The following is a 15,583-nucleotide window of genomic DNA, read 5'->3' as shown; positions in this document are numbered from 1 at the left end:
CAGCTAGGTGCTGTGTATGAGGCAACATCATATTGTCTTCTCGAACGAGTCAAAGTTTGAGCGGATCAGAAAAGGCGTACCGTTCGCGGTACGCCTTAGGCACATCGTGCGCTGCTTGACAGTTGATTTTAACGGTTCAGGACCGAGCCGGTTTTCAAAGGCAGATGTAGTGCTCCGATCTGTTGCAGGTGCTGAACGATGCTGTGAACTGCCTCTTCAATGGTGCATTGTTCCGTATCTACGATCAAGGAAGGAGATTGGGGAACATCATAAGGTGCAGAGATGCCTGTAAAATGAGGAATTTCACCTCTGCGTGCTTTTTTGTATAGCCCTTTGGGGTCGCGTCGCTCACATTCTTCTATGGAACAACGTACATAGATTTCAATAAAATCCTCGGGCTCAAACAAATCTTGAACCATTCTCCGATCGGCTGCATGTGGAGATATAAAGGCGGAGAGCACAAGCAATCCCGCATCAACCATCAGCTTGCATACTTCTCCAATGCGTCTCAGATTCTCCTGCCGGTCAGCTGCAGTAAAGCCAAGGTCCTTGTTCAGTCCGTGTCTTACATTATCTCCGTCCAGTACATAACTGCGGACTCCTTGCTCGTGCAAATATTTCTCCAGTGCAAAAGCAATGGAGGATTTGCCCGAACCGGATAGACCTGTAAACCACAACGTACGGCTATGATGTCCGTTATAATGCTCGCGATCCTGCCGGTTCAGACTTGATGCTTGCCAGGTAATATTGCGCTCTTCGTTCGACATGTTATCCCGCCCCTCACACCTGTGATCTGTTAAATATTTTAACATATTTACTAGTTTATAGACTATGAATGTTTTCTGCAAAATAGCGTGAAGGGTCAGTATATCGGGTATAAATGTTATACATATAGAGCAGGAGGACAATAACATGCGTGAACACATTCAAAACATCCAAGTAGGTTTTAAATGCCCTGATTGCGGGCAGGACGTGAGCACGTATTTTATGCAGGAACAAGTATGCACTGTTCGCTGCGGTGGCTGTAATCGAGCATATACACTCATGAAGCCGACGATCGGAGATGAGATTTTGCTGGATTGGGAGCAGGAGGCACTATATCACAAGCTGCGTGCAGAGCGTTCCGAACAGGACAACCATAACATGTCAGCACTTATTATCAAAGTGATTGAACTGCTTACCTGGCGCGATCAGGGCGATGGTCAGACTCGTGCTATCCAAACCGTGAAGGAATGGCTGGCTGCCAGCGGCAAGCCGCAGACGTTGCTTGAACTGTTTCATCAATCTACATCTATTAAACGTGAAAATTAACGGGTAAAGCGTCAATGTTACATAATTTAGATGCTCCTGTGACATATTACCTGAAGATGGTTGGAGAGATGTATTTCAAACCGAATATTCAGGAACAGGAGCGGATAACATGAAGCGAATGGTTCGCTATCTGCTGCTCGGCTTGTTAACTGTTAGCATGCTGGCATCATATGCAGAGGCATCACCCATTAACGGAGCATATCACTTTGGTTTCAAGAAAAGTCAGAACGGTCAGCTGCCTTCAATTGATCAGGAAGGGTTCAAATCCATTTTGGAACATAATCATGCCATTTTCCTAGGGGATACCAAACAAAAAGAATTATATCTGACGTTTGATAACGGCTATGAAAATGGCTTCACCCCTGCCATATTGGATGTGCTGCGAGACAAGAAGGTACCGGCGGCTTTCTTTGTCACAGGCCACTATCTCAAGGATCAGCCTGAGTTGGTGAAGCGAATGGCGGCTGAAGGCCATATTGTTGGCAACCATTCCTGGAGCCATCCTGATATGACTCGAATCTCCAATGGTCAGATTAAGGAGGAGCTGGAGAAAGTAAAGTCCGAGGTTCAGCGGCTTACAGGGCAGCAGGGTACATTTTTACGCCCACCCCGCGGTATTTTCAACAACCGTACGCTTGCCGAGAGTTATGCGCAAGGATATATCAATGTGTTCTGGTCGGTAGCTTATAAAGATTGGGATACGAATGTTCAGCGGGGAGCACAGTACGCTCACCAGCAGGTGCTGAAGCAGCTTCATCCAGGGGCAGTGATTTTGCTGCACTCGGTGTCCAAGGACAATACCGAGGCACTTGGCTCCATTATTGATGAAGCACGCAAGCAGGGATACGCGTTCAAAAGTCTGAATGACTTGAAAACAAAAACGTATTAATCGCTGCGAGTGTAATTAGGCAAGAATAATAAACAAGGGCATGCCAGCGATTATGCTGAGCATGCCCTTTTATTAGGTTAGGATTATGCAATTGGTTATGCAGGTGCGCCATCAGGCATTACTATACATCGGGTATCCTCTGATACCAGATCTTCCTAGAATGTTGTGTTATAGATAATACCGATCGTTTTAGGACCACAATGACTGCAAATAACACAGCCGGCTGTTGTTAACTCTACACGCGCACCCGTCTCTTCCTGAAGCGTTTGCTTCAGTGCAAGGGCATCTTCCTCCGCCATGGTGTGAACGACAATCAACAGGTCTCGATCAATCCGCTCCTTGTTGCTTAGTGAATTTTGCAACATTTGCTCAAGCGCTTTTTCTCGTTTGCCACGCACTTTGTAGGCAGGGGTCATTTTACCATCGGTTACTCGAATGACAGGGCGAATTTTAAGCAGGCTGCCAATCAGGTTTTGCATACCAGAGCAGCGTCCGCCTTTGTGCAAATACTCCAGTGTATCAATTACAAATTCTGTGCGTACAGTTGGTTTCATTGCTTCGATCAGTTTTGTAATCTGTTCCAGATCCTGCCCTTGTTCCGCCGCATGAACAGCCTTCATCACCATCAGGCCAATGCCTGAGGAGAGGTTTAGCGAATCGACCACGGAAATACGTCCCTCCGGAAATTCGGAACTGGCGATGAGGGCATTCTGATATGTTGATGAGAGTTCAGAAGATAAGGAAATATATAAAATATCATCGCCTTGTTCTATGTAGGGTTGAAATGCTGCCATAAAATCCGCGGGAGAGGGAGCAGCAGTTTTAGGCAGAGCACCATCACGGCTGACACGTTCATAGAGTTGCTCTGGTTTGATCTCGGTTCCATCTTTCAGTGATTCCTCACCAAATACAACATACAAAGGAATGATCCCGATCTCATATTGTTGCACCCACTGTGGAGTCAGATCACTTGTGCTGTCCGCGAAAATTTTAATTCGTGCCATGTCAATCTCCTTTATCATTCAATATTTTTCTGTTAGTAATAAATGATCTTCATTGCAGGTGACCATTGCAGATCCTGCACGGCCGCTGAGCTTTATTATAAAGAACCTGCTCTCTCCTGCAAAGCATTACGTCATGTATATGCCCGCGACGACCAGCACTGCAAATAGCAGAATTAGCAGTCCATTCAGAACGGTGCCGATAATAGCAAATACTTTTCTGCGATTTTTAAGCACCAATCCAATAACACCTAGAATGATTCCGGCCAGGTTAAGGATCAGACAGGCCAGAAAGGCTAAAGAAGCCAAAACGATGGCCGGATGGAAGGCCAGCTCTTCCCGACCGATTGATGAATCCAGAAGCTCCAATGAACTATATAACGCAAGGGAAACCAGCACAAAGGTTATTATATGACCAATGAGTCCAACAAGCCCCACAATGAAACTGGCTATGCCCGGACCAGAATGCTTGAGGGGTACCGGAGGTTGACCTCCTGATTCAGACGAAAGCATGTAGTCGTTGTTACTGGAGCCGTAGGGATCTGAATAGCCTGAATGGGAGGAGGAAGAATTCCAGCCCGAATTTTGAGAGTTGTGGTCATCCATCAGTAAGAACTCCTTTTTTACATATCTTATAATTTAAACAGGATAATGAATACGTATTACCCCGTTTGCTGCGGAATGATTCGCATCTGCTCTGATTCCGGCATTCTTTTCTACTTTTCCACATTTATCGGGAAAAAGCAAGGTTTCATGTATGAGGTTTATGATATCTGTTGGAATAATTCGTGCCATAACGTTCTGGAGTTATGAGACGAGATATGTATAAGGTGGCTGGTAAAGAGGACATGAATTCGCTACAATATATGAAGTCAGAAACGAATCAAGGGAGAGAATGAATGATGCAGCGAAAATGGATGATGCTCGGAGCGATATTAACGATGCTGTCTGTTGGTATTGGTGCATTTGGGGCACATATGCTCAAAGACAAAATTGGTGCAAGTGCAATCGCCACTTATGAAACCGGAGTGCAGTACCATATGATACACGCACTGGGCCTGCTGATTATTGGATTGATTGCAGGACAACTTGGAGAATCTCTGAAGCTGAAATGGGCGGCTCGCTTGCTGTTTGCCGGCATTATTATTTTTTCAGGCAGTCTGTATGTGCTCAGCATCTCGGGTATTAAAATTCTGGGGGCAATTACACCCATTGGCGGGGTAGCTTTTATCGGTGGTTGGTTGCTGCTCGCCATTGATGTCTGGCAGCGAGGTCAGAGAAGCTCAGCGAACTAAAATTATGCTATTGATCAGATTTTGTCTTACTAGAATGTGAGTATAATAAAAGCAACCTGTGGTCGAATGTTTTGCATTTCGGCTCAGGTTGCTTTTTGGTGTTTTTTCAACAGGCGTTGCTTCATTCAGAGTTACAGCAAGAACTCATCAATTTCGTTTGTTCGGAATGTATAGACCTGTTTTTCATCCACATGGTAGATGCTTACCACATTATTATCCCGATCAAAATTAAGAATACGACAAGGGATGCTCTGATGTTTACCATTCTTGTTGTTCACTACAATTCGTGTGAGACGATTTTCTTTAATTAAGGATTCAATCCAGTTGTTGAACGAGTTGGCGTCAGCAACATGAGATGAGTCAGTAACTGTTTTTTTAGTAGTAGAATGGGTAGCTTTAGTTGTTGATTCCTGATGTGAACCGGACGGAACAGGATCAGTCTTATCCGGCTTGCTTGAAGTCCGCTGTCCATTGTGTGCTTGTGTTGTTTGTTGCAAATCCATCTGAATGGGTTCAGCGGAGTTAGTATGGGTCTGCTGAAGCATAGCTTCAATTATGTTACCGAGTTCTATTCCGGAATGAATCCGAAAGTCCGCAATTTGTTCCTGTTTGTTGATGAACTCTATGAGGGACTGCAGTGCCAGTGCATTCGATCGGCTTTTAATAAGTATATCGACATTAAATAAGTAGCCGATGTCATCTTGATTGGATAAGGTTTGTTTCATTCATCCCAGCCCCGTTAAATAGTGTGTCAGCACAAACGTGCTTCAACATACTATATCATTAATATGATGGAAATCATAGTGCCAAGGTTTTGGAAAATACAAGTGAAAGTATTGTGAAAATCTTTTTTGTTACGCGAATAGTCTTCTTTTTTCAGCCGCTAGATTAGGGGAACACGCAACAGCTCAGAGTGAATACCATGTAAACCCGTAATGGAATAATACACTTTTTCTTTATCTCACGGCAGGTGTCCACACGGCGATTGGCCAAAGGGCATACAAATATCGTGATCTGTTGAAGAGGAGGTGGATCGTTAGATTATGGTGACGATGGAGCCAATTGTTGTGGGTGAACACGTACTCGTTGGGGTAGAAGTGAAACTTCCCAAAACGACACTGTTATCCATTAATACGTCCAAGGGATATATCATGTGTGGTGCTCTTGATGTGGGGTTATTGAATGAGAAGCTCGGAGATCGCAAGATTGTAGCAGCACGGGCTGTTGGTGTACGAACACTGGAGCAACTGCTTCATGCACCAATGGAATCGGTAACGACTGAGGCAGAGGCCATGGGAATTAGAGTAGGCATGACAGGTGTAGAGGCATTGCTGAAAATGATGTAATGTAAAAAAATTCTGATCAGAAGCAGCCTAATGGAGGCTGTTTCTGGTATTGGTTCTCAATCCTACAGCCCATTTAATTACCTACGTATCGTTATTAATACAGTCATTTCCAGAAAAATAGCTGCCGAGATATTCTCGACAGCCTGAACAAAGTTCGGATCGCTCCTTCTTTTGTGCTTTCCAAGGTAGCAGACTTACTTAGGTGTCCATTGATCATTTTGCTCAATACTTTGCTGAGTTTGGACGAACCTTTCTTACTAATTATTTTCCGCAAACAAGGCAGCCAGGTTCTCCTGAAAAGGTGCACGAACGATACCTTTTTCCGTAATAATGGCTGTAACGTACTCGTTAGGCGTAACATCAAAGGCCGGATTGTACACTTTAACACCTTGCGGTGCAGTGCGCTTTCCGAATCCTTCGGTCACTTCCTCAGCGGCACGCTCCTCGATGGGAATCAGATCGCCAGATGCGGTGGACAAGTCTATGGTTGATAGTGGACTCGCGACATAGAACGGAATGTTGTGTGCTTTGGCGAGTACAGCCAGGCTGTACGTACCGATTTTGTTCGCCACATCTCCGTTTGCTGCTACGCGGTCTGTACCCACGATGACAGCTTGTACCCAGCCTTTAGACATGACCATCCCTGCCATATTGTCGCAGAGCAATGTAACATCTATGCCAGCTTGCTGAAGCTCAAATGCTGTCAGGCGAGCGCCTTGCAGAACGGGACGTGTCTCATCAGCAAATACCTTAAGATGAATGCCGCGTTCCTGAGCGAGATACATCGGAGCAGTTGCAGTACCGTATTTTGCCGTGGCCAATCCGCCTGCGTTACAGTGCGTCAGCACACCCATCCCGTCTTCAAACAGAGGCAAGGCATGCTCTCCGATCATCCGGCACACCTCCTCGTCTTCTTTCTGAATGAGCAGTGCCTCCACTTCAAGCGCATCTGTGCTATCTGCAAGACTCAGGCCTGCTTCTGATACTTGAGTTGCCTTCTGCAGCATGCGATCAAGCGCCCAAAACAGATTAACCGCTGTTGGACGGGATGTGGCCAGATGTGCACAGACGGATTTCACATGCTCGAGCCAACCCTCAATTTTGCTTCCTTCATAAGCTTTGGCTCCAAGCACGACGCCGAATGCTGCCGCGATGCCAATGGCAGGAGCGCCCCGCACTTTCATGGAATGTATGGATTCCCATACTTCCTCAGGGGTGTACAGTTTTAGCATCAGAATGGTTTCAGGCAGCAGACGCTGATCGAGCATTTCAAGCTTGTCCTTTTTCCAATTAAGAGAAGACAGAGGCTGATGTTCAAGGGTTGTCATAGATGTTCCTCCGTTCATAAAATTAGGCTTTGACCACAGTGAGAGCAGAAGATACCAGATCCAGCACCTCACCAATTGTGTTTATACGGCGATTGTTTTTGATAAGCGCTTTACCCACCGCCAAGGCTTTGCGCTGTGCATATTCACGTTCTGATGCGTCTGCAATGGTGTCAATGTCAGCGACATGGGCAAGTCCCACAATACGACGCACCATTTTGGCTCCGGTGAATCCAACGGCGTCCCGGAATAGCTGCTGTACATACAGCTGTTGATATCCGGGCGTTTTAGCCATCGGATCAACGAGGTCGGAAGCCCACAGCGCGCGGAAACGGGTATCGAACTCAGTCCAGACCTCACGCACCATGTTTAATATCTCTGCTTCACGCTGCTCTCTTGCTGATGGTTCCTGAATGCGGCCTGACAAGGAAACATAATGAAGCAGCAGGTTCGCAAGAACCGCGCCTACGTCAAAACCCATTGGGCCATAGAAAGCAAACTCGGGGTCAATCACTTTGGTTGATTCGGGTGTGACAAAAATACTGCCTGTGTGCAAGTCGCCGTGCAGCAGTGCTTGTCCATGGGTTAGAAACTTCTCACGCAGCAGGGCGATTTCCAGATGCAGCTCTTCATCGGTACGCAGCGCTTCGGCTTCATCTTCAATCGCAGGGTCATAGTTATTATTTTGTGCAATCCGATAAGGCTCATCGAAGATCAGGTCTTCCGTAATTTTACATTGATCAGGGTTAACGAATCTTCCCTGCTGTTCCTTCTTCTGCTGCTGATTCATACCAAGGTCTGACGTGAAAAACAGTGTTCTTGCCATAAACTCTCCAATATGCTCCGCAAAAAGCGGATAAGAGGCTCCGTCGATCAGCCCTTTACGCATAATTACATGATCACTCAGATCCTCCATAACCGTCAGGGCGAGATCGTCATCGTAATGATACACTTCAGGCACCATGCCTGGACACAGGCGGTATTCCTCTTGTAAAATTTCACGTTCAATCCGGGCACGTACGAGAGATAGCGGCCATGATTCTCCAACCACTTTCGCATAAGGAAGCGCCTGTTTGATAATGATACTTTTATCGGAGTTCTGGTCCGTGATGTGGAAAACGAGATTCAGATTGCCGTCACCAATCTCACGACATTCCAGATTTGTATCTGCCGTAAATGGACCCGGTAATGTTTTGGCCAGTTCGATCGCTTCATGGGGAGTTAAAGGATGATATTGAGTCAAAGGTGACACCTCCGTATATATGAAGAAAGAGTAAACGCCGCTCCAAGAAACAGGAACAGATGCTTCAAGAAACAGGAAAACCCACTTCTTTGCTTGGTTTATGACAGTATATCGGATATGGCCTCGTTTTTGAACTTTTTTTTGAGACAACTCAGGTATGCTGTGATTCGAAGATCAGGCCGACGGGTAAAAACAAATAGGCCGGGCAGTTAAGAATAACCGCACCGGAATGCATCTCCGCCAATCTGGCGGGTTACCACCATTAACTCTCTGTCACGCATGCAAATACCCTTGACGTGTAATGGGACAGACTAAAATTTATAATTAAAGGATGGGATTAGATATGGCTACAAAAAACAAAACAGATCAAGCGAAATCCGTTGAACAAGTACTTAATCGTCAGGTGGCAAACCTGAACGTGCTGTATGTCAAAATCCATAACTATCACTGGTATGTAAAAGGCCCGAACTTTTTCACTCTGCATGTGAAATTTGAAGAGTTTTATAATGAAATTACCGTTCAAATGGATGAAATCGCTGAACGCCTGCTCACACTGAAAGGCAGCCCGGCTGCAACAATGAAGGAATATCTGGAGATGGCTTCGATTCAGGAGGCCTCCGGCAAAGAAGATGCGAGTGTCATGGTGCAGAACCTGATTGAAGACTTCGCGACACTTTCCAGCGAATATCAGGAAGGCATTGATCTGGCTGATGCGGCTGAAGATCAGCCAACTGCCGATATGCTGACAGGCTTCAAGGCCGATCTGGAGAAACATATGTGGATGCTTCGCGCTTACCTTGGTTAACAGGTTGTCAGAAGCACATTAACCGTCTATACTGCTGTCAAGAGTGACAGGGGAGGGCGAGTTTGATGTTAGACACAGCAACGATACCGGCATTGAAGGAGTGGGCCTCAGCGATCAAAGCGCTGGAGGATGGGCGTCAGATTCTGGTGATGCGCAAAGGCGGTATTGTGGAGGAAACGAAGCATTTTGAGTTAAAAAGTCCAGCATTTTATCTGTATCCGACTTATGAGCATCAGCGTAAAGAACTGATCAAGTCCCCGGATCAATCCTATGTTGAGGACTCGCTGGCCGAATGGGAGCCTGAAGCCTCAACGATCCGCATTACGACCTTTGCTGAAGTAACGCAGGATTTGGAGATTCGGGATCAGAATATGCTGGATCGACTTCTGGAATATCATATGTGGACAGCGGATTTTGCCGAAGCCCGTTTGAAGTGGAAAAAGAAAGATCCGCTCCACGTCTTGATTTTACGTGTGTACCGTTTGCAGGAGCCGATGGAAATTGCTGTACTGCCTGAATATAACGGCTGCCGTTCATGGATTTTCATTCCGAATGGTCCGGTGCCGCGCGCGATGACGCCAGTGCTGGACGTTGCGGATTTTGACGAACAGGTGCGGAAGATAAACGAAACGCTCAAAATGTGATAGCTTGACTCATTATACTAGAAATGATGGAGCAGAAGAGACTTATCCAGAGATGGATAAGTCTTTTTTCATAAACAGCGTGCAAGCTGAACAAACTGTGAATTTTGTGATATATATCACTGTCTGACGGATTGAAATTTGTTTTCTTATTTGATTCAAACAGGCATTTATTATAGAATCAGAAGGAATGGAGTTTCCTGAGAAGGACAACAACTGATAGGAAATGACTTGATAATCATTGAGAATCAGTTTAGAATTATTCTAAAGTGATTGTTGCTTTGGAATTGCGTGAGGATTGCTCCAGAGCGCATGTAAGAATTGTTTTACCCAGATATAACGAAACAGAGAAAGTCAGGGGAAGCCCTGTTCAGATATAATAGGCGCTTTTTCGTTTTCGACAGCAAACATCAATTTTAAATGGAGGGAAACAATACACATGACTACGAATTTTGTCATTGAAGGTCTGAAAGCGACCATTGAAGGTAAAGAAATCCTGAAAGGCATTAACCTGGAGATGAAAGGTGGAGAAATCCACGCGATCATGGGACCGAACGGAACAGGTAAATCGACTTTGGCTTCTGCTCTGATGGGACATCCTAAATATGAAGTAACAGACGGTTCAGTAACACTCGACGGTGAGGATGTTCTGGATATGGCTGTAGATGAGCGCGCACGTGCAGGCTTGTTCCTGGCGATGCAATATCCAAGTGAAATTGCAGGCGTAACCAACTCCGACTTCCTGCGTAGTGCAATCAACGCTCGCCGCGGCGAAGGAAACGAGATCTCCCTGATCAAGTTCATTCGTCAAATGGAAGGTAAAATGAAAGAGCTGGATATGAACCCTGAGTTTGCACATCGTTATCTGAACGAAGGTTTCTCTGGCGGGGAGAAAAAACGGAACGAAATTCTGCAAATGATGCTGCTTGATCCGAAAATTGTAGTGCTTGACGAGATCGACTCCGGTCTGGACATCGACGCTTTGAAAATCGTGGCAAACGGCGTAAATGCAATGAAAAGCGAAGATCGCGGTTTCCTGATCATCACGCACTATCAGCGCCTGCTTAACTACATCACTCCAGACTATGTACACGTAATGATGCAAGGTCGTATCGTGAAATCGGGCGGTCCTGAGCTGGCTCATCGTCTGGAAGCAGAAGGCTATGACTGGGTTAAAGAAGAACTGGGTATTACAGACGAAACTGTAGGTCAAGAAGCGTAAAGACAAAACGGAGGAGGATAATAAATGACTACACAAACAATTCTTCCGGTTGAATCTGAAGCGCTTCGCGCCTTGTCGGAAAGTAATAACGAACCCGGCTGGTTGACTGAGCAGCGACTCGAAGCCTTGAAGCTTGCGAGCGAGCTGGCGCTTCCTAAACTGGAAAAGCAAAAAATTGAACGCTGGAATATCAGCGAGTACGGCACATACAAGGCAGGGGCAGCCATTTCTTCTCTGGAAGAAGTACCTGCATCCATCAAGGAACTGGTTCAGGATCAAGCGGAGGGCAGTCTGGTGATTCAGCGCAACTCTGGTGCGGTATACTCCAAATTGTCTGCTGATCTGGCAGCCCAAGGTGTAATCTTCACGGACCTCGCAACAGCTGTTCGTGAGCATGGCGACTTGGTTAAACCATATCTCAACACGGCAGTTAAAGCCGAGGAACACTCCATCGCTGCGTTGCATGCTGCATTGTGGAATGGCGGGGTATTCCTGTACGTTCCGAAAAATGTAAACATTGAAGTTCCGTTACAAGCGGTGCTGCTTACGGATGATGCTACTGCAACCTTTGCACCCCACGTGCTGGTTGTTGCTGAAGCGAACAGTTCGGTGACATACGTAGATAACTACGTGTCCGGCGAGCTTTCCGCACCGGTATTCCATAACGGGGTTGTGGAAGTGTTCGTTAAAGCAGGTGCGAAGGTACGTTTTGCAACGGTTCATCAGCTGAGTGTGAACGTTACAGATGTATCCTTCCGTCGTGCAGTTCTGGAAAACGACGGTTCCATCGAATGGATCGTTGGCGAAATGAACAACGGAGATACAGCAAGCAATACAATGAGTGTACTCAAAGGCAACGGATCAAGTTCCGACTCCAAAGTTATTGCTGTCGGTTCCGGTTCACAGAAGATTAACTATACAACCGAAGCACGTCACTTCGGTAAAAATACACCGAGCCAGATGATTACACGCGCAGTTATGCGTGAGGAGGCATCGGCGATCATCAATGGTATTACGAAGATTGAAAAAGGTGCTACAAGAGCCGATGGACAGCAAACAGAGAAAGTGCTGATGCTGAGCCCTAAAGCGCGTGGAGATGCCAACCCGATCCTTCTGATTGATGAGGATGATGTAACAGCAGGTCACGCAGCTTCCGTAGGCCAAGTGAATGCGGAGCAGATCCATTACTTGATGTCTCGCGGGATTAACCGTACGGATGCGGAACGCCTCATTATCTATGGCTTCCTCGCACCGGTGGTGGCGGATATTCCTTTGGAAGCACTGCGTACCCAATTGCAGTCTCTGATTGAGAAGAAGCTGGGACAATGAACCCGTCCATTCGCGAGCAGTTCCCGATCCTCCACCAGGAAATCAACGGACATCCGCTCGCATATCTAGACAGTGCCGCAACTTCGCAGAAGCCTCGAGCTGTAATTGATGCGGTTAAGCATTATTACGAATATGAGAACTCCAACGTGCATCGCGGTGTGCATACTCTTGGAAGCCGGGCAACGGATGCTTATGAAGGCGCTCGTGAGAAGGTGGCAAAGTTTATCAATGCACGCCGTACACAAGAGATTATCTTTACGCGTGGTACAACGACAGCACTGAATCTGGTCGCTTCGTCTTATGCTCGTGCCAACTGTAAAGAAGGCGATGAAATTGTGCTGACGCAGATGGAGCACCACAGCAACCTGATTCCTTGGCAGCAAGTTGCCAAGGAGACAGGGGCTACATTGAAATACATTCCGCTTCAGCCTGACGGTCACATTGAACTGGCTGATGTGGAGCAGACAATTACAAGCAGAACCAAAATTGTTGCAATTGCTTATGTATCCAATGTGATGGGGCTGGTTCATCCTGTTAAACAAATCGCTGAGATTGCTCACCGCAATGGTGCAGTAATCGTTGTAGATGGTGCACAAAGCACGCCACATATGAAGGTCGATGTGCAGGAGCTGGATTGTGATTTCTACGCGCTGTCTGGTCATAAAATGTGCGGCCCTACTGGAATCGGTGCACTCTACGGCAAAAAGGCGCTGCTGGAGTCGATGGAACCGATCGAGTTCGGCGGTGAAATGATCAATGATGTTGGACTGTACGATTCCAACTGGAAAGAGCTTCCTTGGAAATTCGAAGGCGGAACCCCGATTATTGCTGGAGCAGTAGGCTTGGGGGCTGCTATTGATTTCCTGGAGCAGATCGGCATGGATGAGATTGCTCATCATGAAGGTGTGCTTGCCGCTTATGCAACAGAACGTTTGTCGGAGATTGAAGGATTAACGATCTATGGTCCGGCGAAACGTCATGTTGGCGTAGTTACTTTTAATCTGGGAGAGGTTCATCCCCATGATGTAGCTACGGTGCTGGATGCGAGTGGTATAGCGATTCGTGCAGGACATCACTGCTGTCAGCCGCTTATGCGCTGGCTTGAAGTTAGCTCTACAGCTCGTGCGAGCTTTTATCTATACAACAACGAACAAGATGTAGATCGGCTTGTTAGCGCCTTAATTCAGACAAAGGAGTATTTTGGCGATGCAACTTGATGATCTGTACCGGCGTGTTATAATGGACCATTACAAAAACCCGCGTAACCGCGGAACGTTTGACAATGACGTCGTGACGGTGAATTTAAACAATCCAACGTGCGGCGACCGGATTTCACTGCAGCTGATGCTGAATGACGGAATCGTTCAGGAGGCCAAGTATACGGGGGAAGGCTGTTCGATCAGCATGTCCTCAGCATCAATGATGACTGAGGCTGTGAAGGGCAAAACGATAGAACAGGCACTCGATCTGGCTAACCGCTTCTCCTCATTGATGAAGGGGGAAGAAGTCGATTTCGACGATTATGAAGATCTCGAAGCCCTATCCGGTGTGAACAAGTTCCCTGCACGCATCAAATGTGCCACTCTGGCCTGGAATGCATTACGCAAAGGAATTGACGAAGAGGACAATGTACAATAACGATAGGGAGGTCGAGTAAGATGGCTAAAAAAGCACCAGAAATGGAAGAGTATAAGTATGGTTTTCGCGATGAGCATCAATCCATCTTTCAAACCGGTAAAGGTCTTACGGCAGAAGTCGTAACTGAAATTTCCCGGATTAAGAACGAACCGGAGTGGATGCTGGAATTCCGTCTGAAATCCTTGAAGCAATTTGAGAAAATGGCAATGCCTAATTGGGGCGGCAATCTCGATGATCTCGATTTCAACGACATTCAATACTATGTTCGCCCTTCGGAAAAGCAAGGGAAAACATGGGAAGAGGTTCCTTCCGAGATCAAAGAAACCTTTGATAAACTCGGTATTCCAGAAGCAGAGCAAAAATTCCTGGCAGGGGTATCCGCCCAGTATGAATCTGAGGTTGTATACCACAATATGCAGAAGGAACTGGAAGATCAAGGCGTCATTTTCATGGATACAGATACAGCGCTCAGAGAGCACCCTGAAATTCTGCGTGAATACTTCGCTACCGTTATTCCGCCAGCGGATAACAAATTTGCTGCTCTGAACAGTGCAGTATGGTCTGGAGGAAGCTTCATCTACGTACCGAAAGGTGTAAAATGTGAAGTGCCTCTGCAAGCGTACTTCCGAATTAACTCTGAAAACATGGGTCAGTTCGAGCGTACCTTGATCATTGCAGATGAAGACAGCTTTGTTCACTATGTAGAGGGCTGTACAGCTCCAATCTACAGCACGAACTCGCTGCACAGTGCGGTGGTTGAGATCATCTGTAAGAAAAATGCCCGCGTTCGTTACACAACGATCCAAAACTGGGCACCGAACATCTACAACCTCGTAACCAAACGTGCGGTTGCAGAAGAGAATGCAACGATGGAATGGGTCGATGGTAACATCGGTTCCAAACTGACGATGAAATATCCAGCGGTTGTACTGAAAGGCCGTGGAGCGAAGGGGTCCGTTCTGTCCATCGCTGTTGCAGGTAAAAACCAGCATCAGGATGCAGGTGCGAAAATGATTCACCTTGCTCCAGATACAACCTCTACGATTGTATCCAAATCCATCAGTAAGCATGGGGGTAAAGTAACGTACCGTGGTTTGGCTTCCTTCGGACGTCAGGCAGAGGGCGCGAAATCCAACATCAAATGTGACACACTCATTCTCGACAATGAGTCCACATCAGATACCATTCCTTACAACGAGATCATGAATGACAACATCATGCTGGAGCACGAAGCAACGGTATCGAAGGTATCCGAAGATCAGCTCTTCTACCTGATGAGCCGTGGTTTGACCGAAGCGGAAGCTACACAGATGATCATCATGGGCTTTATCGAGCCGTTCACGAAAGAACTGCCAATGGAATATGCCGTTGAGATGAATCGTCTCATCAAGTTCGAGATGGAAGGTTCCATCGGTTAAGCTGATATATGTAAAATTACCTCAAGAGAAGACGAACCGTTCTGGTTCGTCTTTTTCTTTGCCTTCCTTTTTAGTACAATACAGTACATATAATGCAAGAATTGAATTTGTGAATTTTAG

At 46.4% G+C, this 15,583-nt stretch carries 17 protein-coding genes; 11 read left to right on the top strand and 6 right to left on the bottom strand.

What is annotated here, in order from left to right; genetic code table 11:
• Nucleotides 1-128: 128 nt before the first annotated feature.
• Complete coding sequence (cysC, locus tag DFQ00_RS02650; protein WP_110893844.1) at nucleotides 129-767, bottom strand: adenylyl-sulfate kinase; 639 nt, start codon at nucleotides 765-767, stop codon at nucleotides 129-131.
• A 145-nt stretch (nucleotides 768-912) separates the two neighbouring features.
• Here cysC and DFQ00_RS02645 point away from each other — a divergent pair, with 145 nt between their 5' ends.
• The gene (locus DFQ00_RS02645; RefSeq protein ID WP_110893842.1) at nucleotides 913-1,311 is read left to right on the top strand and encodes a hypothetical protein; all 399 of its coding nucleotides are present in this window, start codon (nucleotides 913-915) and stop codon (nucleotides 1,309-1,311) included.
• 109 nt (nucleotides 1,312-1,420) lie between these two features.
• The gene (gene pdaA, locus DFQ00_RS02640; RefSeq protein ID WP_110893840.1) at nucleotides 1,421-2,200 is read left to right on the top strand and encodes a delta-lactam-biosynthetic de-N-acetylase; all 780 of its coding nucleotides are present in this window, start codon (nucleotides 1,421-1,423) and stop codon (nucleotides 2,198-2,200) included.
• A gap of 155 nt (nucleotides 2,201-2,355) precedes the next feature.
• On the opposite strand, the gene DFQ00_RS02635 is transcribed toward pdaA, so the two are convergent.
• Nucleotides 2,356-3,204 carry a DegV family protein gene (locus tag DFQ00_RS02635; protein ID WP_110893838.1) on the bottom strand — a complete coding sequence of 283 codons (849 nt, stop codon included), beginning with the start codon at nucleotides 3,202-3,204 and terminating at the stop codon, nucleotides 2,356-2,358.
• Nucleotides 3,205-3,330: 126 nt separating this feature from the next.
• Nucleotides 3,331-3,807: a hypothetical protein gene (locus tag DFQ00_RS02630; protein ID WP_110893836.1), complete on the bottom strand. Its 477-nt coding sequence runs from the start codon at nucleotides 3,805-3,807 to the stop codon at nucleotides 3,331-3,333.
• A gap of 296 nt (nucleotides 3,808-4,103) precedes the next feature.
• Between DFQ00_RS02630 and DFQ00_RS02625 the strand changes: the two genes are divergently transcribed.
• Complete coding sequence (locus DFQ00_RS02625) at nucleotides 4,104-4,496, top strand: DUF423 domain-containing protein (protein ID WP_110894080.1); 393 nt, start codon at nucleotides 4,104-4,106, stop codon at nucleotides 4,494-4,496.
• A gap of 131 nt (nucleotides 4,497-4,627) precedes the next feature.
• On the opposite strand, the gene DFQ00_RS02620 is transcribed toward DFQ00_RS02625, so the two are convergent.
• Nucleotides 4,628-5,221: a hypothetical protein gene (locus DFQ00_RS02620; RefSeq protein ID WP_110893833.1), complete on the bottom strand. Its 594-nt coding sequence runs from the start codon at nucleotides 5,219-5,221 to the stop codon at nucleotides 4,628-4,630.
• Between the two features lie 318 nt (nucleotides 5,222-5,539).
• On the opposite strand from DFQ00_RS02620, the gene DFQ00_RS02615 reads away from it, so the two are divergent.
• Nucleotides 5,540-5,842: a YunC family protein gene (locus tag DFQ00_RS02615; RefSeq protein ID WP_110893831.1), complete on the top strand. Its 303-nt coding sequence runs from the start codon at nucleotides 5,540-5,542 to the stop codon at nucleotides 5,840-5,842.
• A gap of 257 nt (nucleotides 5,843-6,099) precedes the next feature.
• Here DFQ00_RS02615 and mtnA read toward each other — a convergent pair whose 3' ends face one another.
• Nucleotides 6,100-7,188: an S-methyl-5-thioribose-1-phosphate isomerase gene (gene mtnA, locus DFQ00_RS02610; RefSeq protein WP_110893829.1), complete on the bottom strand. Its 1,089-nt coding sequence runs from the start codon at nucleotides 7,186-7,188 to the stop codon at nucleotides 6,100-6,102.
• A gap of 4 nt (nucleotides 7,189-7,192) precedes the next feature.
• Nucleotides 7,193-8,410 carry an S-methyl-5-thioribose kinase gene (gene mtnK / locus DFQ00_RS02605; protein WP_110893827.1) on the bottom strand — a complete coding sequence of 406 codons (1,218 nt, stop codon included), beginning with the start codon at nucleotides 8,408-8,410 and terminating at the stop codon, nucleotides 7,193-7,195.
• A gap of 343 nt (nucleotides 8,411-8,753) precedes the next feature.
• On the opposite strand from mtnK, the gene DFQ00_RS02600 reads away from it, so the two are divergent.
• From DFQ00_RS02600 to sufB, 7 genes are all read left to right on the top strand, one after another.
• Nucleotides 8,754-9,215, top strand: a complete 462-nt coding sequence (locus DFQ00_RS02600) for a Dps family protein (protein ID WP_110893825.1) — start codon at nucleotides 8,754-8,756, stop codon at nucleotides 9,213-9,215.
• Between the two features lie 65 nt (nucleotides 9,216-9,280).
• A complete protein-coding gene (locus DFQ00_RS02595) occupies nucleotides 9,281-9,859 on the top strand; it encodes a DUF1802 family protein (protein WP_110893823.1) in 579 nt (192 codons plus the stop codon).
• 436 nt (nucleotides 9,860-10,295) lie between these two features.
• The gene (gene sufC / locus DFQ00_RS02590; protein WP_110893821.1) at nucleotides 10,296-11,078 is read left to right on the top strand and encodes a Fe-S cluster assembly ATPase SufC; all 783 of its coding nucleotides are present in this window, start codon (nucleotides 10,296-10,298) and stop codon (nucleotides 11,076-11,078) included.
• 24 nt (nucleotides 11,079-11,102) lie between these two features.
• Nucleotides 11,103-12,407 carry a Fe-S cluster assembly protein SufD gene (sufD, locus tag DFQ00_RS02585; RefSeq protein ID WP_110893819.1) on the top strand — a complete coding sequence of 435 codons (1,305 nt, stop codon included), beginning with the start codon at nucleotides 11,103-11,105 and terminating at the stop codon, nucleotides 12,405-12,407.
• Entirely contained in the window at nucleotides 12,404-13,624 is a 1,221-nt protein-coding gene (locus DFQ00_RS02580) for a cysteine desulfurase (RefSeq protein ID WP_110893816.1), read from the top strand. The genes sufD and DFQ00_RS02580 overlap by 4 nt, the downstream gene beginning before the upstream one ends.
• Nucleotides 13,614-14,045, top strand: coding sequence for a Fe-S cluster assembly sulfur transfer protein SufU (gene sufU / locus DFQ00_RS02575; RefSeq protein ID WP_110893814.1), 432 nt, complete (start codon nucleotides 13,614-13,616; stop codon nucleotides 14,043-14,045). Before DFQ00_RS02580 ends, sufU begins: the two co-directional genes overlap by 11 nt.
• Nucleotides 14,046-14,065: 20 nt before the next feature.
• Nucleotides 14,066-15,463 (top strand): Fe-S cluster assembly protein SufB, encoded by a 1,398-nt coding sequence (sufB, locus tag DFQ00_RS02570; protein WP_110893812.1) that lies wholly within the window; start codon nucleotides 14,066-14,068, stop codon nucleotides 15,461-15,463.
• Nucleotides 15,464-15,583: the final 120 nt, after the last annotated feature.

This window comes from Paenibacillus barcinonensis (assembly GCF_003217495.1).
GTDB classification, from domain to species: domain Bacteria; phylum Bacillota; class Bacilli; order Paenibacillales; family Paenibacillaceae; genus Paenibacillus; species Paenibacillus barcinonensis.
The sequence above is the reverse complement of the archived record's forward strand: the minus strand, read 5'-3'. Positions and strand labels throughout refer to the sequence as shown.

What these genes read in the sequence shown, in the direction of transcription:
- DFQ00_RS02620 (WP_110893833.1), bottom strand. Translation starts at nt 5,221, where the DNA reads ATGAAACAAACCTTATCCAATCAAGATGACATCGGCTACTTATTTAAT.
- DFQ00_RS02625 (WP_110894080.1), top strand. Translation starts at nt 4,104, where the DNA reads ATGCAGCGAAAATGGATGATGCTCGGAGCGATATTAACGATGCTGTCT.
- cysC (WP_110893844.1), bottom strand. Translation starts at nt 767, where the DNA reads ATGTCGAACGAAGAGCGCAATATTACCTGGCAAGCATCAAGTCTGAAC.
- pdaA (WP_110893840.1), top strand. Translation starts at nt 1,421, where the DNA reads ATGAAGCGAATGGTTCGCTATCTGCTGCTCGGCTTGTTAACTGTTAGC.
- sufU (WP_110893814.1), top strand. Translation starts at nt 13,614, where the DNA reads ATGCAACTTGATGATCTGTACCGGCGTGTTATAATGGACCATTACAAA.
- mtnA (WP_110893829.1), bottom strand. Translation starts at nt 7,188, where the DNA reads ATGAACGGAGGAACATCTATGACAACCCTTGAACATCAGCCTCTGTCT.
- DFQ00_RS02615 (WP_110893831.1), top strand. Translation starts at nt 5,540, where the DNA reads ATGGTGACGATGGAGCCAATTGTTGTGGGTGAACACGTACTCGTTGGG.
- sufD (WP_110893819.1), top strand. Translation starts at nt 11,103, where the DNA reads ATGACTACACAAACAATTCTTCCGGTTGAATCTGAAGCGCTTCGCGCC.
- DFQ00_RS02600 (WP_110893825.1), top strand. Translation starts at nt 8,754, where the DNA reads ATGGCTACAAAAAACAAAACAGATCAAGCGAAATCCGTTGAACAAGTA.
- sufC (WP_110893821.1), top strand. Translation starts at nt 10,296, where the DNA reads ATGACTACGAATTTTGTCATTGAAGGTCTGAAAGCGACCATTGAAGGT.
- DFQ00_RS02595 (WP_110893823.1), top strand. Translation starts at nt 9,281, where the DNA reads ATGTTAGACACAGCAACGATACCGGCATTGAAGGAGTGGGCCTCAGCG.
- DFQ00_RS02635 (WP_110893838.1), bottom strand. Translation starts at nt 3,204, where the DNA reads ATGGCACGAATTAAAATTTTCGCGGACAGCACAAGTGATCTGACTCCA.
- DFQ00_RS02580 (WP_110893816.1), top strand. Translation starts at nt 12,404, where the DNA reads ATGAACCCGTCCATTCGCGAGCAGTTCCCGATCCTCCACCAGGAAATC.
- DFQ00_RS02645 (WP_110893842.1), top strand. Translation starts at nt 913, where the DNA reads ATGCGTGAACACATTCAAAACATCCAAGTAGGTTTTAAATGCCCTGAT.
- DFQ00_RS02630 (WP_110893836.1), bottom strand. Translation starts at nt 3,807, where the DNA reads ATGGATGACCACAACTCTCAAAATTCGGGCTGGAATTCTTCCTCCTCC.
- sufB (WP_110893812.1), top strand. Translation starts at nt 14,066, where the DNA reads ATGGCTAAAAAAGCACCAGAAATGGAAGAGTATAAGTATGGTTTTCGC.